Annotated in this window: 16 protein-coding genes; 13 read left to right on the top strand and 3 right to left on the bottom strand. The window is 68.8% G+C overall.

Features of this window, described 5'->3' with window-relative positions:
• Window positions 1-45 precede the first annotated feature (45 nt).
• Window positions 46-2,409, top strand: coding sequence for a RelA/SpoT family protein (locus tag ACWGLC_RS05520; protein WP_452098939.1), 2,364 nt, complete (start codon window positions 46-48; stop codon window positions 2,407-2,409).
• A gap of 60 nt (window positions 2,410-2,469) precedes the next feature.
• Here ACWGLC_RS05520 and ACWGLC_RS05515 read toward each other — a convergent pair whose 3' ends face one another.
• Window positions 2,470-3,393, bottom strand: a complete 924-nt coding sequence (locus tag ACWGLC_RS05515; RefSeq protein ID WP_452098937.1) for a peptidylprolyl isomerase — start codon at window positions 3,391-3,393, stop codon at window positions 2,470-2,472.
• 205 nt (window positions 3,394-3,598) lie between these two features.
• Between ACWGLC_RS05515 and ACWGLC_RS05510 the strand changes: the two genes are divergently transcribed.
• Both ACWGLC_RS05510 and hisS read left to right on the top strand, forming a co-directional pair.
• Window positions 3,599-4,264 (top strand): MBL fold metallo-hydrolase, encoded by a 666-nt coding sequence (locus ACWGLC_RS05510; protein ID WP_452098936.1) that lies wholly within the window; start codon window positions 3,599-3,601, stop codon window positions 4,262-4,264.
• Window positions 4,265-4,309: 45 nt separating this feature from the next.
• A complete protein-coding gene (gene hisS, locus ACWGLC_RS05505) occupies window positions 4,310-5,590 on the top strand; it encodes a histidine--tRNA ligase (protein ID WP_452098935.1) in 1,281 nt (426 codons plus the stop codon).
• 69 nt (window positions 5,591-5,659) lie between these two features.
• On the opposite strand, the gene ypfJ is transcribed toward hisS, so the two are convergent.
• Entirely contained in the window at window positions 5,660-6,574 is a 915-nt protein-coding gene (gene ypfJ / locus ACWGLC_RS05500; RefSeq protein ID WP_452098934.1) for a KPN_02809 family neutral zinc metallopeptidase, read from the bottom strand.
• A gap of 228 nt (window positions 6,575-6,802) precedes the next feature.
• Here ypfJ and aspS point away from each other — a divergent pair, with 228 nt between their 5' ends.
• Window positions 6,803-8,599, top strand: a complete 1,797-nt coding sequence (gene aspS / locus ACWGLC_RS05495; protein WP_452098933.1) for an aspartate--tRNA ligase — start codon at window positions 6,803-6,805, stop codon at window positions 8,597-8,599.
• Between the two features lie 94 nt (window positions 8,600-8,693).
• Here the strand turns inward: aspS and ACWGLC_RS05490 are convergent, their stop codons facing one another.
• On the bottom strand, window positions 8,694-10,004 hold the full coding sequence (locus tag ACWGLC_RS05490) for an alkaline phosphatase family protein (RefSeq protein ID WP_452099063.1): 1,311 nt from the start codon (window positions 10,002-10,004) through the stop codon (window positions 8,694-8,696).
• A gap of 170 nt (window positions 10,005-10,174) precedes the next feature.
• Between ACWGLC_RS05490 and ACWGLC_RS05485 the strand changes: the two genes are divergently transcribed.
• From ACWGLC_RS05485 to ACWGLC_RS05445, 9 genes are all read left to right on the top strand, one after another.
• Window positions 10,175-11,542: a replication-associated recombination protein A gene (locus ACWGLC_RS05485; RefSeq protein WP_452098932.1), complete on the top strand. Its 1,368-nt coding sequence runs from the start codon at window positions 10,175-10,177 to the stop codon at window positions 11,540-11,542.
• Between the two features lie 127 nt (window positions 11,543-11,669).
• A complete protein-coding gene (alaS, locus tag ACWGLC_RS05480; protein WP_452098930.1) occupies window positions 11,670-14,330 on the top strand; it encodes an alanine--tRNA ligase in 2,661 nt (886 codons plus the stop codon).
• On the top strand, window positions 14,327-14,827 hold the full coding sequence (gene ruvX / locus ACWGLC_RS05475) for a Holliday junction resolvase RuvX (protein WP_295648208.1): 501 nt from the start codon (window positions 14,327-14,329) through the stop codon (window positions 14,825-14,827). The genes alaS and ruvX overlap by 4 nt, the downstream gene beginning before the upstream one ends.
• A 186-nt stretch (window positions 14,828-15,013) precedes the next feature.
• Entirely contained in the window at window positions 15,014-16,093 is a 1,080-nt protein-coding gene (locus tag ACWGLC_RS05470; RefSeq protein WP_452098929.1) for an endolytic transglycosylase MltG, read from the top strand.
• A gap of 16 nt (window positions 16,094-16,109) precedes the next feature.
• On the top strand, window positions 16,110-16,961 hold the full coding sequence (locus tag ACWGLC_RS05465; RefSeq protein ID WP_452099062.1) for a shikimate dehydrogenase: 852 nt from the start codon (window positions 16,110-16,112) through the stop codon (window positions 16,959-16,961).
• A 46-nt stretch (window positions 16,962-17,007) separates the two neighbouring features.
• Window positions 17,008-18,222 carry a chorismate synthase gene (aroC, locus tag ACWGLC_RS05460; RefSeq protein WP_452098928.1) on the top strand — a complete coding sequence of 405 codons (1,215 nt, stop codon included), beginning with the start codon at window positions 17,008-17,010 and terminating at the stop codon, window positions 18,220-18,222.
• The gene (locus tag ACWGLC_RS05455) at window positions 18,219-18,770 is read left to right on the top strand and encodes a shikimate kinase (protein ID WP_452098927.1); all 552 of its coding nucleotides are present in this window, start codon (window positions 18,219-18,221) and stop codon (window positions 18,768-18,770) included. Before aroC ends, ACWGLC_RS05455 begins: the two co-directional genes overlap by 4 nt.
• A gap of 169 nt (window positions 18,771-18,939) precedes the next feature.
• Window positions 18,940-20,067, top strand: coding sequence for a 3-dehydroquinate synthase (gene aroB / locus ACWGLC_RS05450; protein WP_452098926.1), 1,128 nt, complete (start codon window positions 18,940-18,942; stop codon window positions 20,065-20,067).
• A complete protein-coding gene (locus ACWGLC_RS05445; protein WP_452098925.1) occupies window positions 20,064-21,164 on the top strand; it encodes a M24 family metallopeptidase in 1,101 nt (366 codons plus the stop codon). Before aroB ends, ACWGLC_RS05445 begins: the two co-directional genes overlap by 4 nt.
• Window positions 21,165-21,166 lie beyond the last annotated feature (2 nt).

Raw genomic sequence — 21,166 nt, 5'->3', positions numbered from 1 at the left:
CCGGCCGCTGGGCGCGGCACTTCGATGCTCAGGGAGGAGGCGGGAATGACGCAACGACCGGACCCCGCGGCTCAGACCGGCCGCGGGGAACGTGAGGGCGCGGCCGGACAGCCGCAACCCACCACCCAGCCGCTACCGGTGATCCCGGGCACCAAGCCGTCGGCGAGTCGTCGGGTGAGGGCTCGCTGGGCTCGGCGCCTGACGTCGGGTCTGGCCATCACGTCGACGCCCGCGGTGCTCGAGCCGCTGGTCCGGGTCCATCGGGTCCACCACCCGAAGGCCGACGTCGGCCTACTCGCCCGGGCCTACGCGCTGGCCGACAAGCAGCACGCAGGCGTCTACCGGAAGTCCGGCGACCCCTACATCACCCACCCGCTCGCCGTCGCGACCATCTGCGCGGAGATGGGGATGGATACCACGACACTCGTGGCCGCCCTGCTCCACGACACCGTGGAGGACACCGACTACTCGCTCGAGCAGCTGTCCACGGATTTCGGCGGCGAGGTCGCGCACCTCGTCGACGGCGTGACCAAACTCGACAAGGTCGAGTTCGGCGAAGCCGCGGAGGCGGAGACGATCCGCAAGATGATCATCGCGATGGCGCACGATCCCCGTGTGCTGGTGATCAAGGTGGGGGACCGGCTGCACAACATGCGGACGATGCGTTTCCTCCCGCCGGAGAAGCAGGTCAAGAAGGCCCGTGAAACGCTCGAGGTGATCGCGCCGCTGGCGCATCGGCTCGGAATGGCCACGATCAAGTGGGAACTCGAGGACCTCGCGTTCGCGATCCTGGAGCCCAAGAAGTACCAGGAGATCGTCCGGCTGGTCGCCGATCGCGCGCCGAGCCGGGACGTGTACCTGGGCACAGTGATCGGGCGGGTCAACGCAGAGCTGGAGAAGGCCCATATCGAGGCCACGGTGGAGGGACGTCCGAAGCACTATTGGTCGATCTATCAGAAGATGATCGTCCGCGGTCGTGAGTTCGACGAGATCCACGACCTGGTCGGCATCCGCGTCCTGTGCGAGGACGTGCGGGACTGCTATGCGGCGATCGGTGTCGTCCACTCCACGTGGAAGCCCATGCCGGGTCGGTTCAAGGACTACATCGCGCAGCCTCGGTTCGGCGTCTACCGGTCTCTGCACACCACAGTGATAGGCCCGGACGGCAAACCGCTCGAAATCCAGATCCGCACCCACGAGATGCACCGAAACGCCGAGTACGGCATCGCGGCGCACTGGCGGTACAAGGAGACGCGGGGCAAGCACCACGGCGACCAGGCCGAACTCGATGATATGGCGTGGATGCGCCAGCTGCTGAGCTGGCAGCGAGAGGCCGCGGATCCCGGTGAGTTCCTCGACTCGCTGCGTTTCGAGATGACCAGCAAGGAGATCTTCGTCTTCACCCCGAAGGGGGACGTGGTGAACCTTCCGGTGGGTGCGACGCCGGTCGATTTCGCCTACGCCGTGCACACCGAGGTCGGACACCGGTGTATCGGTGCGCGCGTGAACGGAAAGCTCGTCGCCCTCGAGCGGCCTCTCGAGAACGGCGAGGTCGTGGAGGTGTTCACCTCCAAGGACCCCAACGCCGGCCCGAGCCTCGACTGGCAGAAGTTCGTCGTCTCCGGCCGGGCCAAGAGCTCCATCCGGCAGTGGTTCGCCAAGGAGCGCCGCGAGGAGGCTCTGGAGAGGGGCAAAGACCTCATCACCCGTGAGGTCAGACGCGGCGGCGTTCCCGTTCACCGGGTCTTCTCCAACGAGACGATCGCCGGCGTGGCCCGCGAGCTCGGCTTCGCCGACGTCACCGCGCTCTACACGGCCATCGGCGAGCATCACGTCTCGGCGAAGACCGTCGTCGGACGACTCGTCGCAGCCCATGGTGGCGTGGATGAGGTCACCGAGGAACTCGCCGACAGGTCGCGGGACAAGACCATCGCCCCGCGTCGATCCGCGCCTGCGGGCGCCGGCGTCCTGGTCGGTGGTGTCGAGGACGTCCACGCGAAACTCGCTCGGTGCTGTATGCCGGTTCCCGGTGACGAGGTACTGGGTTTCATCACCCGGGGCGGCACGGTCAGTGTTCACCGTACCGACTGCACCAATGCCTCCGATCTACATCGTGAACCCGAGCGGCTCGTCAAGGTCGAGTGGGCACCACAGCCCGGCGCGGTCTTCCTCGTGGCGATCCAGGTGGAGGCCCTCGATCGTCATCGCCTGCTTTCGGATGTGACCAAGGTCCTCGCCGACGAGAAGGTCAACATCCTGTCCGCGTCGGTGCAGACCGCCGGCGATGACAGGGTGGCGATCTCCCGATTCACGTTCGAGATGGCCGATCCCAAACACCTGGGTCACGTCCTGGGCGCCGTCAGGCGGGTGGAGGGTGTCTTCGACGTCAGCCGGATGACCTCGAACTGAGAAGAGAAAAGGACGGTCTCCAGCGTGGAAGCTGGGGACCGTCCTGTCTCCGGCGCCCGATCACTCTTCAGGCAGGCCCTCCTGGGCACCGACGGTGACCTTCTCGATCTCGACAGCACTCTTCGGCCGTTGGTAGTCGGCATTCGACGGGTCATTGCTCTTCACGCCCGCGTCGGTGATCTCGTCGAGTACCTCGAGGCCGGACTCACTGATCGTTCCCATGACCGTGTACTCGGCGGGGAGCATCGAGTCCTCGTAGACCAGGAAGAACTGGCTACCGGCACTGTTCGGCGCCTGCGACTTGGCCATGGCGACCGTGCCGCGCGGGTAGACCGACATCCCCGAGCCGTCGTCGGCCACGGCGAGATCGGTGGGCGGCTCATCGACCACCGTGTATCCCGGCCCGGACAGGCCCGTGCCGGTCGGGTCGCCACACTGTAGGACGGACAGGGCCGCGCCCTCCTCGGCGACGGTCAGACGGTGGCATTCGGTGTCGTTGAAGAAACCCTGCTCCGACAGGGAGACGAAACTCGCGACGTTGCACGGGGCGCCCTCGCGGTCGAGCCGGAGCGGGATCTCCCCGCTGTTGGTGGTGATGGTGATCTCGGCGGTACCTCGACGCGGCTGGTCCCCGGTGGGCGCCTCGCCGTCGCGCTTGCTCTCACCGATCTCGTCGACCTGCTCGTTGAACCGCTCGACCTCGGCAACGACCTCGGGCCCCTGGTCCTCGTACTCGGCGGGGTCGATCTTCTCCGGCGCCGCCGTGTCCTCCGGGTATTCGCAGGTGATCCAGTTCGCCGCGTATTCCTCCGCGCGGGCCTCCTCGGCCTTGTTCCAGACCACGAAGCCGACGATCCCGAGGAGCACCACGACCACCACGGCGGCCGCAGCGATCTTCAGCTGCTTCTCACGGCGCGCCTGGGCCTCCATCTGCTCGCGCAGGCGCTGGCGTGCCTCGGCTCGACGTTCCTGGTTGGTGGACACAGACCCTCCTGGGTACCTGGACTAGGCTGGAACGGTCGGCTGGATCGTCCTAGGTGACTTCCCCCGGGAAGCCGTGACGCTCCAGCCCAGGGTCCTTGTCTACCAGGTCGGGCTGAGATGACCGAACACCACTCCGGTGTCGCGGTCCGTTGGCCCCAGCTCCGCGTCACACGTCGTGGGTGATGCGAGAAGAGGAGTACGTGACGTGCAGATCGTCGGTTTCCCCGCGGGGATGTTCCAGACCAACTGCTACATCGTGTCGGACGATTCCGGGGACTGCGTGGTCGTGGACCCGGGTCAGGATTCCGAAGCGCAGGTCCGCCAGCAGGTTTCCGAGGCGGGTCTGCGGCCCCGGGCCGTGCTGTTGACCCACGGTCATCTCGACCACATCTGGAACGCGCAGCAGGTCGCCGATCATTACGGGGTGCCTGCCTACATCCACCCGGATGACCGGGAGATGTTGTCGGATCCGGCCAAGGGACTGTCTCTGGACCTGTCGGCGATGCTCAAGGGCGCGGAGTTCACCGAGCCCACCGAGGTGATCGAGGTATTCGACGGTGACACCCTGACATTCGGTTCGATGGTCTTCGACGTCGACCATGTCCCCGGGCACAGTCCGGGTTCGGTGTCGTTCAGGATCCAGGTGGAGAGCGAGCAGGGGCCTCGCATGGTGGTCCTCGGTGGTGACGTGCTGTTCCAGGACGGTGTCGGCCGAACCGACCTGCCGGCCGGGGACACCGACGTGCTCATGCAGTCCATCGCGAAGAAGTTCCTCGTGTTGGACGACGACGCCGTGGTCCTGCCCGGGCACGGCCCGTCCACCACGGTCGGTCGTGAGCGGCGCTCGAACCCGTTCCTGCGAGACCTGTAGCAACCGCCATCCCTGCATTTCGAGAGAGCCGAGGATTTTCGACCCGTGACCGGTAGCCAGAAGAAGACCGCCATCAAGGCGCCCAAGGGCGTGCCCGATTACGTGCCGCCGACGTCGGCGGCGTTCGTCGCCGTACGGGACGCGATCACGCATGCGGCGCGCAGGGCGGGCTACGGCCATATCGAGTTGCCCGTCTTCGAGGAGACGACCCTGTTCGCGCGGGGCGTCGGCGAGTCCACCGACGTGGTCTCCAAGGAGATGTACACCTTCTCCGACCGGGGCGGGCGGAGCGTGACTCTGCGACCGGAGGGCACCGCGGGCGTCATGCGCGCGGTGATCGAGCACGGCCTGGATCGAGGGCAGCTACCGGTGAAGCTCTGTTATGCGGGTCCGTTCTTCCGCTACGAGCGTCCGCAGGCCGGCCGCTACCGCCAGCTGCAGCAGGTGGGGATCGAGGCCATCGGTGTGGACGACCCGGCGCTTGACGCCGAGGTGATCGCGGTCGCTGACGAGGCGTTCCGCTCGCTCGGGTTGACCGGGTTCCGCTTGGAGTTGACCTCACTGGGCGACGACACGTGCCGCCGCGAGTACAGGGAGCGGCTCCAGGGCTTCCTCGCCGGGCTGGAGCTGGACGAGGCCACCCGCGAGCGCGCCCGGATCAACCCGCTCCGCGTTCTCGATGACAAGCGTCCCGAGGTCCGCGTCCAGCTCGAGGACGCGCCGCTGATGATCGATCACCTGTCGGACTCGAGCGCGGAGCACTTCGGGTCGGTGCGTGCCCATCTCGACGCGCTCGGCGTGCCGTACGTGGTCAATCCCCGGATGGTGCGGGGACTGGACTACTACACCAAGACCACGTTCGAGTTCGTTCATGACGGTCTCGGCGCACAGTCCGGGATCGGCGGTGGCGGTCGCTACGACGGTCTGATGGCGCAGTTGGGCGGCCAGGACCTGTCCGGGATCGGGTTCGGGATCGGCGTGGACCGCACGATGCTCGCGCTCGAGGCGGAGGGCCTCGATCCGACGGCCGGCGGCAGGGTCGACGTCTACGGGGTCGCCCTGGGCGCCGCGGCGAAGTCGGCGCTCGTGCCGGTACTTGCGGAGTTCCGTCGGGGCGGGGTACGCGCCGACATGGCCTACGGGGACCGCGGGATGAAGGGCTCCTTCAAGGCCGCCGACAGGTCCGGGGCGGCGGTGACGATCGTCGTGGGCGAGGACGAACTCGCCGCGGGGACCGCCGTGGTCAAGACCATGTCGACGGGGGAGCAGCACTCGGTTCCGCTCGATTCGGTGGTCGATCACGTTCGTGGACTGCTCGACGACTGACGATGCGTGGCCGCCTGCGCTGCCTCCGCGGCAGAGCAGGCGGCGCCACGTCGTTGAGAACCACCTCGTTCAGAGCTGCGCGCTGAACGTGTCGCAGTCGGCCACGGACCCCTGCTGGTAACCCGTGACGAACCACTGCCGACGCATCTCGGACGAGCCGTGGGTCCACGAGCCCGGATCGACGCGTGCGCCGCCGGACTTCTGGATGTGGTCGTCGCCGATCGCCTCCGCGGTCTGGATGATCGCGTCGACGTCCCGCTCGGTCAGGCTCTCGAGGAGGGGCTGCTGCCCTCCTGGCGCGGGGGTGGACGTGGCGTAGTGCGCCCACAGCCCGGCGTAGCAGTCGGCCTGCAGTTCCACGCGTACCGCGCCGGAGGAGGGGCCGCGTGGATCCTGCTGAGATCGTCGGATGTCGCCGAGCATGGTCTGCAGGTGATGGCCGAACTCGTGTGCCACCACGTACATCTGGGCCGCGCCGTCCGGTGAACCGCCGAGACGCCCTACCAGGACGTCGTCGAAGAACGCCGGGTCGATGTAGACCTCCTGGTCCGCGGGACAGTAGAAGGGCCCGACGTCGGAGGAGCCGGCGCCGCAGCCGGTGTTGATGCGGCCGGTGAAGATGTTGGTATGGGGTTGGCCCCAGTTCATGCCGACCTGGGCGGGTAACTCGGCGGTCCAGACGTCCTCGAGACTCTCGGTGGTGGCGACGATCCGGCAGATGGTGTCGGAGTTCGCCTGTTGGAGATCGCACTGATCGATGTGCGTCTGGAACTGCTCCGCCGATGAGGAATTCTGACCCTGTTCGTCGGAACCGCCTTCGGTCAGGCCCAGCTGGGCCGGGTCCACGCCGAGGAACAGGGCGATGACGACGACAACGATGCCGCCGACACCGCCACCGATCGCCACCCCCCGACCGCCCCGACCTCCTCGGCCACCACCTGACACACCGCTGGTGTCCAGCCGGCCGCCCTGCCTGAATGTCATGGCCTCCGCCCTCCCTCGCGTGGGCCGCCCGGTCTTCCGAGCCGTCGCCACCCCGCGCTGTCGGCCTCACACTATTGCGCGGTACACCCCGTGTGCAGCCGGCACGGGCCTATCCGGGTGGTGGACGTAGACTGTTGTGCGTCCGGGCTGGCGGCGGACTGTCGGCGTCGTCGACCGTCCCCTGGCTCATCGAACACACTTTGCTTCCCCGACGAGAGGACCACCGTAGTGCTGCGCACCCATTCCGCCGGCCAGCTCCGAGCCGCCGATGCAGGGGCCACCGTCACCTTGGCCGGGTGGGTGGCGCGCCGCCGGGACCACGGCGGGGTGATCTTCGTCGATCTCCGCGACTCCTCCGGCGTCTGCCAGGTGGTCTTCCGATCCGAGGAGGTCGCCGAGCGGGCCCATCGTCTCCGCAACGAGTTCTGTGTCGCCGTCACCGGCGTGGTGGATCGTCGCCCGGAGGGCTCGGAGAACCCCAACCTCGACTCCGGTGAGATCGAGATCGACGTGACCTCGTTCGAGGTCCTCGGCGAGGCCGCCCCGCTCCCGTTCCAGCTCGATGACGAGGTGGGGGAGGAGGCGCGCCTGCGTCACCGTTACCTCGATCTACGCCGCGAGGGCCCGGGTGCCGCGTTGCGTCTGCGCTCGAAGGTCAACTCAGCGGCCCGTGGTGTCATGGCGCGGCATGACTTCGTCGAGATCGAGACCCCGACCCTGACGCGGTCCACTCCCGAGGGCGCCCGCGACTTCCTGGTTCCCGCACGCCTGCAGCCGGGCACCTTCTACGCGCTCCCGCAGTCTCCGCAGTTGTTCAAGCAGCTCCTCATGGTGGCCGGGATGGAGAAGTACTACCAGCTGGCCCGCTGCTACCGCGACGAGGATTTCCGCGCGGACCGGCAGCCTGAGTTCACCCAGCTCGACGTCGAGATGAGCTTTGTCGACCAGGACGATGTGATCGCCTTGGCCGAGGAGATCCTCACGGCCGTGTGGGCGACCGCGGGCTACGAGATCTCGACCCCTATTCCCCGTATGACCTATGAGGAGGCGATGCGTCGTTACGGCTCGGACAAGCCGGACCTGCGTTTCGAGATCGAGCTCGTCGAATGCACCGAGTTCTTCGCGGACACCCCGTTCCGGGTCTTCAAGGCACCGTATGTCGGCGCCGTCGTGATGAAGGGCGGGGCGTCGCAGCCGCGTCGTCAGCTGGACGCCTGGCAGGAGTGGGCCAAGCAGCGCGGAGCCAAGGGCCTCGCGTACATCCTCGTGGGCGAGGACGGCGAGCTCGGCGGCCCCGTGGCCAAGAACCTCTCGGACTCGGAGCGTGCCGGTATCGCCGCGCACGTCGGGGCGGAGCCGGGAGACTGCATCTTCTTCGGCGCCGGCCCGGTCAAGACCACGCGGGCCCTTCTGGGCGCGGCGCGTGGCGAGATCGCCGACAAGCTCGGTCTGATCGACCCCACCAGGTGGGCCTTCACCTGGGTGGTCGACGCCCCGATGTTCGAGCCGGCCGACGACGCCACCGCTGCCGGCGACGTGGCCGTTGGCTCCGGCGCCTGGACGGCGGTGCACCACGCGTTCACCTCGCCCAAGCCCGAGCACCTCGACACCTTCGACACGGATCCGGGATCAGCTCTCGCCTACGCCTACGACATCGTGTGTAACGGCAACGAGATCGGCGGTGGCTCGATCCGCATCCACCGTAAGGACATCCAGGAGCGGGTGTTCGGCGTCATGGGCATCACGCAGGAGGAGGCGCAGGAGAAGTTCGGCTTCCTCCTGGACGCCTTCTCCTACGGCGCCCCGCCGCACGGCGGCATCGCGTTCGGTTGGGACCGCATCTGCGCTCTGCTCGCCGGCACCGATTCGATCCGCGACGTGATCGCGTTCCCGAAGTCGGGCGGCGGGATCGACCCGCTCACCGATGCGCCGGCCGAGATCACCACCCAGCAACGCAAGGAGTCGGGGATCGACGCCAGGCCCGCGTCGCGGGGTCAGCAGGCTCAGGCTCCCGTCGAATCCTGACCAGGCAGCCTGGAAACGAACCGCCCGCCACCCGGTCGCCCCGGGTGGCGGGCGGTTCGTCGTCGACCGCGGGATTCGGGCGGCTTCGCTGCTATCAGAGGTCGAAGGCCTCGACCGCCGGGGAGCCGTCCATGTCGTCGTGGCTCAGACCGAAGAGGTGGGCGACCGTCGGGGCCACGTCGCGGGTGGTGACCGGGCGGTCAATCACCTGGCCGTGGCGCACCATCCGGTGGCCACCGCTGATGAAGAACGGGATCGGCAACGTCACCTCATGACCGTGGTTGCCGGGGATCGGGTTGGACAGCGGCGTCGGGTCGGAGAAGCGCCAACCCGGGTGGCAGGTGGCGACCAGGTCTCCGGCGCGGTCGCCGAGACGCAGATCGGCGGGGTCGTACAGGCTCTTGACGCCCGGGATCCCGGCGACCACCTGCCGGAGTCGGGCCAGCGCGGCGTCGCGCTCGGCCGGGTCGCCGAGGAACGTGAAGGTGTCGGCGCCCCCGTTCTGAGCGATCCCGAAGCGTCCACGCAGCGCCGGGTCGGCATCGAGTGCGCCCTGGGCGCTGATGACGTTCTCCGGCACCGACCAGTCCATGGAATGGTCGGCCAGGACCATGATCACCGAACGCTCCCAGCGTCCGGTGTCCCGCAGGAAGCGCTCGAACTGGTAGAGCTTGTGGTCGGAGTTCCACACGGCCTGGTTCCGCGCGGCGCGGAGGGAGTAACCGGTGAGGTCCATGTGCCCGAACCGGTCCATGTCGCCGAGGTTGACGAACGTGAACCGTGGGTTGTGGTCGGTCACCGTCCGCTTGAGCGCCTCGACCGTGAACTCGTCCAACGAGTGATCGGTGATGGGGACCAGCGGGAAGGGTGCCCACTGCACAGAGGCCCGGCCGGAGAAGATGCCGTGCAGGTAGTCCTTGCTCAGCACGCTCGCGGTCGTCAGGCCCGCCTCGACCCGGACCCGCTCCAGAACGGTCGGGTAGGTGATGTCATCGACCCGGTCCATCGTCCGGTCCTCACCGGCCGCGTGGTCCCAGATGCTGTTGGAGGGCACGCCGTTGCGCTCAGGGAAGACCCCGGTCATCATCGCGGCGTGGTTCGGGAGCGTCTCTGCGATCATGTGGGCCTGCGCCGAGGTGTATCGCGTGCCGTGCTCGGCCCACCGGTTCAGCGTGGGCGCCTGGGCGGGGTTGAGTTCGCCCGGGTTCATCCCGTCGGTGACGATCACGTACAGGTCCAGGTCGTCGGCCACCGGGCGAGTGGGTCGGGCCCACGCCTTCACCGGCGTACCGAGGACGGTCGCACCGACCGCGGCGAGCAACCCGGCACCGCCTGCGGCGAGGGCGGTTCGCCGCGTGATGGTCGTGAGGTCCCGGGGGGAATGGTGACGATCGATCTGGCACATGGTCTCGCCGCTGGCTTTCCTGTCACTGGTGAACATGGGGTCACCGATCCGATGCTCCAGTCAAGCGCATAGGCGTCATCTGCGGAAGCGTTCCGCCCGATAGTTGGACCAACGTTCACCTGTCGGGCACGTGGACGCGGCGTGTCGGAGCGGCCCGGTAACCTGACCGTGTGACTGACGAGGCCGGATTGTTCGCCACGCCCGGGTCGCCCGGAGCGGCCGGGACGGGTTCCGGCTCCCCGCTCAGCGGGGGGCGGGTCGTCGACCCCTCGGCACCGCTGGCCGTCCGCATGCGGCCACGTGCGCTCGAGGAGGTCATCGGTCAGGACCACCTGCTGCGGGACAACTCGCCGCTTCGACGCCTGGTCGAGGGCCGCGGTGGCTCGTCGGTGATCCTGTACGGCCCGCCGGGCACCGGTAAGACGACTCTGGCGAACCTGGTCGCGAGCACGTCGGGTCGGCATTTCGTGGCGTTGTCAGCGCTGAGCGCCGGGGTCAAGGACGTCCGTGCGGTGATCGACGACGCCCGGACCCGCCAGATCCACGGTCAACGCACCGTCCTGTTCATCGACGAGGTGCACCGGTTCTCCAAGAGTCAGCAGGACGCGCTCCTGGCCGCCGTGGAGAACGGGATCGTTCTACTGGTGGCCGCGACCACGGAGAACCCCCACTTCTCGGTGATCGCCCCGTTGCTCAGTCGATCGCTCATCGCAGAGCTCCGGGGACTCGACGACGAGGGGGTGCAGACCGTACTGCGTCGCGCGGTGGCGGACGAGCGAGGTCTGGGCGGGCAGGTGGACGTCACGGACGAGGCGGTCGCTGACATCGTCCGCCTCGCCGGAGGGGACGCCCGTCGTAGTCTGACGATCCTCGAGGCCGCCGCCGGCGCCGCGGAGGACGGTTCGGTGACGCCGGAGATCGTGGAGCTGAGCCTGGATTCGGCCCCAGTGCGATACGACCGCGACGGTGACCAGCATTACGACGTCACGAGCGCGTTCATCAAGTCCATCCGCGGGTCCGACGCGGATGCCGCGCTGCACTATCTCGCCCGCATGCTGGTCGCCGGCGAGGATCCCCGTTTCATCGCCCGCCGATTGATGGTGCACGCGAGCGAGGACATCGGGATGGCCGATCCCACGGCGTTGTTGGCAGCCACCGCGGCCGCGGAGATCGTCCAGAAGGTCGGCCTGCCCGAGTGCCGCCTGGCCCTGGCCCAGGCGACGGTTCACCTCGCGACGGCGCCCAAGTCCAATGCGATCATCTCCGCGATCGATGCCGCGATGTCCGACGTGCGGGCGGGGGGAGTGGGTGAGGTTCCCAAGCACCTGCGGGACGGGCACTATGCGGGCGCGAAGGGCCTGGGCAACGGGGTGGGGTACCGGTATGCACACGATGCACCGGCCGGTGTCGCCACGCAGCAGTATCCGCCCGACGAACTGGTGGGCAGGGACTATTACGCGCCGAGCGGTCACGGCCATGAGCGTGAACTCGCGGCCCGCCTGGCCAGGCTGCGTTCGATCACCCGGGGCGGGTCGTAGGGCCGAGAAGCCGGGCGCACACGGCTTTGCCGGCCGCGGCACCGGGCATCTCGGTCGTTCTCGGCGTCAGCGGTAGTCTGGGGAGTCGACCGATACGTCCTTTCGTAGACCCCAGCGAGGCTTCCCAGTGCAGACCCATGAGATCCGGCGCCGTTTTCTCGACCATTTCGTCAAGGCCGGACATACCGAGGTCCCCAGTGCGTCGCTGGTGCTCGACGATCCCAATCTGCTGTTCGTGAACGCGGGCATGGTCCCGTTCAAGCCGTACTTCCTCGGGCAGGAGACCCCCGCCTACGCCACGGCGACATCCATCCAGAAGTGTGTGCGCACCCTCGACATCGAGGAGGTCGGCATCACCACGCGTCACAACACGTTCTTCCAGATGGCCGGCAACTTCTCCTTCGGTGACTACTTCAAGGAGGGGGCGATCCGCCACGCGTGGTCGCTGCTCACCACGCCCGTCGACGAGGGCGGGTTCGGGATCGATCCGGCTCTGCTGTGGGTCACCGTCTATCTCGACGACGACGAGGCCTTCGGTATCTGGCGTGATGTGATCGGTCTGCCGGAGGCCCGGATCCAGCGTCGTGGGATGGCGGACAACTACTGGTCGATGGGCGTCCCGGGCCCCTGCGGTCCCTGCTCGGAGATCTTCTACGACCGCGGGCCGGCGTACGGGGTCGAGGGCGGCCCGGAGGCGGACGAGGACCGGTACATCGAGATCTGGAACCTCGTGTTCATGCAGAACGAGCGCGGCGAGGGCACCGGCAAGGACGCGTTCGAGATCCTCGGGCCGTTGCCCAAGCAGAATATCGACACCGGCATGGGCGTGGAGCGCGTCGCGTTCCTTCTCCAGGGGGTGGAGAACGTCTACGAGACCGACCTGCTGCGCCCGGTGATCGACACCGCCGAGCGCCTGTCGGGCGCGAGGTATGGCGTGGACGGCGCCGCGGACGTGCGGTTCCGTGTGATCGCCGATCACGCGCGCACCGCGTACATGCTGATCTCCGACGGGGTCACGCCGGGCAACGAGGGCCGCGGGTACATCCTCCGCCGGCTGCTTCGTCGCATCGTGCGCTCTGTCCGCCTGCTCGGGGCGTCCACGGAGACGATGGCCGAGTTCATGGCGACCGTCCGTGACGCCATCGGCCCCTCGTTCCCGGAGACGATCGCGGGCTATGACCGCATCGAGCGGATCGCAGTGGCCGAGGAGGCGGCGTTCCTCAAGACTCTCGAGTCCGGCACCCAGTTGTTCGAGCGCGCGGCGGAGGACGCCCGCGGTTCCGGCGCCGCGGTCCTCTCGGGAAGCCAGGCATTCGCCCTGCACGACACCCACGGATTCCCGATCGACCTCACGCTGGAGATGGCGGCCGAGGCGGGCCTCGAGGTGGACGAGGACGGATTCCGGTCACTCATGGCCGAGCAGCGTGCCCGGGCCAAGGCAGATTCGCGGGCCAAGAAGCATGCGCACGCGGACCTGTCGGTGTATCGGGACTTCCTCGACGCCGGGGAGACCGTCTTCACCGGGTTCACGGACCTGTCCGACGAGGCGACGCTGCTGGGCATCGTCTCCGGGGGCGTCTCCGTGCCGGTGGCGAGCGAGGGCGACGAGGTCGAGTTCCTGCTCGACCGCACCCCGTTCTATGCGGAGTCGGGCGGGCAGATCGGCGACCGCGGGCTCATCTCGACCGCCGGTTTCCAGATGCGCGTCGACGATGTGCAGAAGATCGGTAAGAAGCTCTGGGTTCACAAGGGCGTCGTGACCGCCGGACAGGCCGAGGCGGGGCAGCTCGTCACCGCCGCGGTCGATCGGGACTGGCGCAAGGGCGCCACCCAGGGCCATTCGGCCACCCACCTCGTCCACGCCGCGCTGCGCCAGATCCTCGGGCCGGAGGCCGTGCAGGCGGGCTCGCTGAACAAGCCCGGGTACATGCGGTTCGACTTCAACTGGAGCGGCTCGATTCCCCCCGACGTCCTCGCGCAGGTCGAGGAGGTCACCAACACCGCCGTCGATGCGGACTACACCGTCAACACGGTGGAGACCTCGCTGGACGAGGCCAAGCGGATGGGTGCGATGGCCCTGTTCGGGGAGAACTACGGGTCTCAGGTCCGGGTCGTCGAGATCGGCGGGCCGTTCTCGATGGAGCTGTGTGGTGGAACCCACGTGGCGAACTCGGCGCAGATCGGCCCGGTGAGCCTGCTCGGTGAGTCATCCGTCGGCTCCGGCATCCGTCGCGTCGAGGCCTTCGTCGGTATGGACGCCTACCGCCACCAGGCGAAGGAGCGGGCGCTCGTGTCCGGGCTCGCCGCGTCGCTCAAGGCTCCCACCGACGAGGTGCCGGATCGCGTGGCGGCGCTGGCCGCGAGACTGCGTGAGGCCGAGAAGTCGCTGGATGCGCTGCGTGCCGCCCAGCTCACCGCCCAGGCCGCGGGCCTCGCCGCCGCTGCGGAGGATCTGGGCGGGGTCCGCTTCCTCGCCCATAACGCGCCGGGGGCCGCTGCCGGCGATCTCCGGACGCTCGCTTCCGACCTCAAGGGTCGACTCGGCTCCGAGCCCGCCGTCGTGTTGCTCACGGCTCCGGGCGAGGGGAAGGTGCCGTTCGTCATCGCCGTCACCAAGACCGCGCAGGAGCGGGGTCTCAAGGCCGGCGACCTGGTCAAGGCCATCGCCCCGGCGCTCGGGGCCCGCGGCGGAGGAAAGCCCGACATGGCCCAGGGCGCGGGTACTGATCCGACCGGGATCGACGCTGCGGTGGCGGCGCTGCGCACCGCTGTACAGGACGCCGTGTGAGTGCCGCCGGCCACGGCCCGGTCGGCGGGAGCGACGTCACGCCGGCGGCGGGATGGACGCGGGGTCGCCGGGTGGGTCTCGACGTGGGGACCGCCCGGATCGGGGTCGCCTCGTGCGACCCCGACGGGATCCTCGCCACTCCTGTAGAGACGATCCGGGTCGTCGACGGGGACCCGGGCTGGGGGGCGGAGATCCGCCGTCTGTCCGACCTCGTCGAGGAGTACGACGCGGTCGGGGTGGTGGTCGGACTACCGACCTCGCTGAAGGGGCGGGAGACCGCCTCCACCGCGATGGCCCGCTCGTTCGTGGCTGCTCTGTCCACGTCGTCCCCGGGGCTGCCGGTGGAGTTCGTGGACGAGAGGCTCACCACGGTGACCGCGGGGGCCGCGCTCCATGGAGCCGGCCGAAACACCAGGAAACAGCGCGATGTCATCGATCAGGCGGCGGCCGTGGTCCTGCTCCAGGCCTGGATCGAGTCGCGGCGCGCCCGAGGGTGATCGGCGCGTCGCACCTGCGGGCTGGATAAACTCGCCGCCGAGCACGATGCTGTCCGCGGGACAGCTCCCTCTAATCCCTGACCGAGGAGCATGATGTCTGCGGCACGAGGACGACCACGCACGGGGGGTACCACCCGGTTCCTCCTCCTGGCGGCCGTGATCGGAGTGGTCCTGGCATTCGGGTTCATGGCATTCCGCAATATCAACAACCAGACCGGTGCGGCTCCGGACTTCGACGGCTCGGGCACCGGGAACGCCTTGTTGCATGTCGAGGCCGGCGATTCACTGGGCATGGTGGGTGACCGCCTCTACGACGTCGGCGCCATCGCGAGCACGCGGGCATTCACCGCCGCGGCCACCGGGACGCCTGTAGAGGGCATACAGCCGGGCTACTACCAGGTGCAGCAGAAGATGAGTGCCGCCGCCGCGGTGGAGGCGTTGTCGGATCCGGAGAACCGTGTCGGATTCATCGACGTCAAGCCCGGTGGCCGTCTTCTTGACACCGTCGTCGTCGGTGGTGGTACGGAGAAGGGGATATACACCCTGATCGCGGACGCGACGTGTACCCGTGACCTCGATTCGCCGGACAGCGAGCCCGCCTGCCGACAGCCGCAGGAGATCGTGGACGCCGCGGTCCAGATCGACCCCGCTGCGCTGGGGGTCCCGGCCTGGGCGATCAACGAGGTCCAGGCGGCTCCCGATCCGGTACGTCGCCTCGAGGGCCTGGTGTCGCCCGGCGTGCACAACATCGATCCGCACGGCGAACCCGCGGAGATCCTCCGGCAGCTGATCGAGTCCTCCACGGCGTCCTACGACGCCACCGGCCTGACTCCGTCCGCCGAGAGGATCGGTCTGACGCCGTACCAGTTGCTGACCTCGGCCTCGCTCGTCGAGAAGGAGGGCACTCTCCAGGACTTCGACAAGGTGGCGCGGGTCATCCTCAACCGTCTGGCCGAGCCGATGCAGCTCCAGTTCGACTCGACGGTGAACTATGCGCTCGCCGATCAGGAGATCGCCACGACCGACGACGACCGCGCGGCGGCCACGCCCTGGAACACCTACGCGATGGACGGGCTGCCGTACGGCCCCATCGGCTCGCCGGGCCTCGATGCGCTGCGTGCGATGGAGAACCCGGCCGAAGGCGCCTGGCTCTACTTCGTCACGGTCGACATGCAGGGCACGACCAGGTTCGCCGACGACTACCCGGAGCACGAACGCAACCAGAGTGAGGCCATCGCGAACGGGGTCCTGGCAAGTGGGCGCTGAGCTGCCGCCCGACGTCATCGGGGCGGGCGGCGGCCCGGTCGCGCCGGGGGGGCCGCGGTCTGCAGCGGTCCTCGGCCACCCCGTGGATCATTCTCTGTCACCGGTCCTGCACGGAGCGGCCTACCGCGCCCTCGGATTGGCGGGCTGGACGTACGAGCGAATCGATTGCGACGAGGCGATGCTCCCTGCCGTCGTCGACGACTCACCCGGTCATCGGATCGGCTACTCGGTCACCATGCCGGGGAAGTTCGCGGCGCTGGAATACGCCTCGGCGGTGAGCGAACGCGCTCGGATCGTGGGGAGCGCCAATACGCTCGTCCGGCGGGACGGCGGCTGGTTCGCCGACTGCACGGACGTCGACGGCGTGACGGGCGCGCTCGCCGCGTTCGGTGACCTGCCCGCCTCGCCGTCGGCGGTCGTTCTCGGGGTGGGCGGGACCGCACGGCCGGTCCTGGCGGGCCTGGCCGCCATGGGTGCCAACCGGGTGGTCCTGGCCTCACGCCGGGACAATTCCGGCCCCGCCGCCGACTGTGGGCGCGAACTCGGGTTGGAGGTGACCACGGTTCTCCTCCGCGACGCGTCGCTGCCCGCGGCCATCGCGGACGCCGACGTCCTGGTCAACACTGTTCCCGAGCCGGGCGTCAGGGAGATCGTCGATCTGGTCTCCCGTTCGCATCGACTGTTCGACGTGCTGTACGACCCGTGGCCCACCGCCGCCGGCGCCGTTGCCGCCGCAGCCGGGATCCCGGTGGTGGGCGGGGACGTGATGCTGCTCAATCAGGCCTTCGGTCAGGTCGAACTGTTTACCGGGCTGCCCGCACCTCGAGACCAGATGGCCGCCGCTCTCGCGGAGGCACTCGGCCGGTGAGGCCCCTCCGGCGGGCCTGATGTGCCTGGGCACACGAGGTCATGGGATGATCGGCGACGTGCTGAAGTGGACCACCGCCGGAGAATCCCATGGCCAGGCCCTCGTGGCGATCATCGAGGGCGTCATCGCCGACGTGGAGGTGACGAGCGAGGAGATCGCTGCGCAGCTTGCGCGGCGTCGTCTCGGGTACGGCCGTGGCGCGCGGATGAAATTCGAGGCCGACGCGGTGCGCGTCCTCGGCGGTGTGCGACACGGTCGCACGATGGGCTCGCCCATCGCGATCGAGGTCGGAAACACCGAATGGCCGAAGTGGGAGCAGATCATGTCCGCCGACCCGGTCGATCCCGAGTCGATCGATGACAAGGCGCGGGCAGCGCTCCTGACCCGTCCGCGTCCCGGCCACGCCGATTTCTCCGGAATGCTCAAGTACGACTTCGACGACGCCCGGATGGTTCTCGAGCGCGCCAGCGCCCGGGAGACCGCGGCCCGTGTCGCCGCCGGCACGGTGGCGCGCGCGGTACTGCGCGACGTGCTGGGCGTCGAGGTGCTCTCCCACGTGATCTCGATCGGCGCCTCGGATCCCTACGTCGGTGCCGAGCCCGGTTTCTCCGACCTCGAGGCGATCGACGCGAGCCCCGTGCGGGCGTTCGGCGCTGCGGCGGGGGAGTCGATGATCTCCGAGATCGAGGCGGCCAAGAAGGCCGGTGACACGCTCGGCGGTGTCGTCGAGGTGGTGGTCCACGGTCTACCCATCGGCCTTGGATCCCATGTGTCGGGGGAGGAGCGCCTGGACGCCCAACTCGCCGGTGCGCTCATGGGCATCCAGGCGATCAAGGGCGTCGAGGTCGGTGACGGCTTCGAGACCGCCCGTCGCCGCGGAAGTGTCGCCCACGATGAGATGGACCGGGGCGCCGGCGGCGTCGAGCGTCGCAGCAACCGTGCCGGTGGTCTCGAGGGCGGCATGACCAACGGGCAGGCGCTGCGGGTGCGCGCCGCCATGAAGCCGATCTCCACTGTTCCGCGCGCGCTGAGCACCGTGGATATGGCGGACGGATCCGCTGCGACCGCGATTCACCAGCGTTCCGACGTCTGCGCCGTCCCGGCCGCAGGTGTGGTCGCCGAGTCGATGGTGGCGCTGGTGCTTGCCCGTTCCGTGCTCCAGAAGTTCGGTGGCGATTCGCTCGGCGAGACCCGCCGGAACGTCGAGGGGTATCGTGCCGCGGTGGCCGAGCGTCTGAACTGGACGACGGACCAGGCATGAGCGTCCCGGCACGACCGGTCGCCGTGCTCGTGGGGCCGCCCGGTGCCGGCAAGACGACCATCGGACGGAAGCTGGCACGCCGCCTCGACGTCCCCTTCCGCGACGCCGATCACCTGATCGAGGACGCGGAGGGCCGCTCCATCCCCGATATCTTCGCGACCTGCGGGGAGCCGGAGTTCCGTCGCATCGAGGAGCGCGTCATCGGCGAGACTCTCGAATCATTCGACGGCGTCCTGTCCCTCGGCGGTGGCGCGGTGCTCTCCGAGGCGACGCGACATCGGCTGAGGGGCCTGAAGGTGGTGCACCTGACCATCGGTGTGGCCGAGGGCGTCCGGCGATCGCGTGGGCCGGGCCGGCCGCTTCTCGCGGGTGGCGACGCGACCGCTCGCTACCAGGCGCTGCTCACGGAGCGCTCACCCCTGTACCGCGAGGTCGCGTGGACCACGGTCAGCTCGGAGCGCCGTAGTTCCGGCAAGGTGGTGGCGGACATCGTCGACAGACTCGACTCCGGTGACCCGCATCCGAGGCGGAGAGGCCGGCGGCCGTGACCGTGCGCCCGGCCATTCCCCCTAGCCTGGGCGTGGGGCCCGGGTGGAGCATCGGGAACGGGCCGGGTCGGCGAACTGTCCGGAGGGCGACGGCCCGGGACCGCCGGGGCCCACATATTCACCTTGAGACGAGCCGGAGACGGCGACAAGCGACGAGCGGGAGCTGCAGATGAACCACGAATCGAACACCAACGAGCCCGTAGTCGTGGAGGTGCGTTCGGAGTCCCCGTACCCGGTCGTCATCGGGCGTGGCCTGCTCCCCGAGATCATCGAGGCCTGTTCCGCGTCTCGGACGGTCGCGATCTTCTACCAGCCCCCGCTGGCACAGACCGCCGAGGCGGTCCGCGAGAAGCTCGAGGAGGCGGGCGTCAACGCACACCGCATCGAGATCCCCGACGCCGAGGCGGGCAAGGATCTCGCCGTGGCGGGGTTCTGTTGGGACGTGCTGGGGCAGATCGGGGTGAACCGGAAGGACACCATCGTCAGCCTGGGCGGCGGCGCAGCCACCGATCTCGCCGGGTTCGTCGCCGCCACCTGGATGCGTGGCGTGCGCGTCATCCACATCCCCACCACGCTCCTGGCGATGGTGGACGCGGCTGTCGGAGGAAAGACCGGCATCAACACCGACGCCGGGAAGAACCTCGTGGGCAGCTTCCACGAGCCGGCTGCGGTCTTCATCGACACCGCGACGTTGGAGACCGTTCCGCGCAACGAGTTGATCTCGGGAATGGCCGAGGTCGTCAAGTGCGGCTTCATCGCGGACCCCGAGATCCTCGATCTCATCGAGGCGGACCCCGAGGCCGCACTAGACCCGGGCGGCGAGATCATCGTCGACCTCATCCGCCGCAGCGTCCAGGTCAAGGCGGACGTAGTCGGCCAGGATCTGAAGGAATCCGGGCTCCGCGAGATCCTCAACTACGGGCACACCCTGGGCCATGCCGTGGAGCGGCGCGAGCAGTACCGGTGGCGGCACGGTGGCGCGATCAGCGTCGGGATGTGCTTCGTGGCCGAACTGGCCCGACTGGCCGGGCGGCTGGACGATGCGACGGCGGATCGCCACAGGTCGATCCTGTCCTCGATCGGTCTGCCGACCGGCTATGACGAGGACGCGTTCCCGCGCCTTCTCGAACTGATGGCCGGAGACAAGAAGAACCACTCCGGCTTCCTCCGACTGGTCGTTCTCGACGGGCTGGCGCGGCCCTCACGTATGGAGGCACCGGACCCCACGCTGATGACCGCCGCCTACGCCGCCATTTCAGAGGGCCGGAAGCCGAGCGGCGGGGGGATCCTGCTGTGACCGGGCGGTTCGCGGACCGGAGGGAGGCGGTCGGAGCAGCACTGGTGGACACCGGTGCCACCGCTCTGTTGGTCACCGATCCACGCAACATCGCCTATCTGACCGGTTTCCGAGGTTCGGGCGGGGCGGTCCTGGTCGAGACCGACGGGGGGGCGGTGCTGTGCACGGATTCGCGGTACGAACTGCAGGTCGTGGAACAGGCCCCGGATGTCGGACACGTGATCTCGCGCGAGTACGTGAGCGGTGTGCTCGGCCGTCGCCGGGGCCCGGCTGATGCACCGCTCGCGGTGGAGGCGGACGAGCTGACCCTGACGGCGGCTTCCGCGCTGCGGCGGGCGATGGCGGACGTCGGCGCCCCCGACACCGGGGTGATCGAGACCAGTGGCGTGGTCGAGCAGGTCCGTCGGCGAAAGGACGACTCCGAGGTCGCCCTCATCGAACGAGCCTGTGGTGTCGTTGATGACGCCTGGACGCACCTGCTGACCAGCGGCGCGATCGCAGCCGGTCGGAGCGAACGCGACGTGGCGGCCGACCTCGAGCACGCCATGCGCCGCGCGGGTTCCGACGGCGTCGCGTTCGAGACGATCGTGGCGAGTGGCCCCAACGGCGCGCACCCGCACCATGTCCCCGGAGACCGTCTGCTCGCCGACGGCGAACTCGTGGTGATCGACTTCGGCGCGATGGTCGGGGGATATTCGTCTGACTGCACGAGGACCGTGGCATTGGGACAGGCACCGGGCCGACTCGTCGACGCCTATGCCGTCGTACTGGAGGCGCAACTCGCCGGTGTGGCGGCCGTCCGGCCGGGGATCGCCTGCTCGGATCTGGACGCGGTCAGCCGCGGCATCATCGACTCCGCGGGCTACGGCGGTTACTTCGGTCACTCCCTGGGGCACGGTGTGGGGTTGGACGTGCATGAAGCGCCCGCTGTGTCCAGCAGGTCCACGAGTACACTGTCCGACGGCGATGTGATCACCATCGAGCCCGGAATCTACCTTCCGGACCTCGGCGGGATCCGAATCGAGGACACCGTGGCCGTCAGCGGCGGTGGCGGCAGGTCCCTGACGACTACCTCGAAGGCCTTCAGCGTTCTCTGAGG

It is taken from the genome of Dietzia sp. NPDC055877 (genome assembly GCF_053615975.1).
This window is presented reverse-complemented; position numbering and strand designations above follow the sequence as displayed.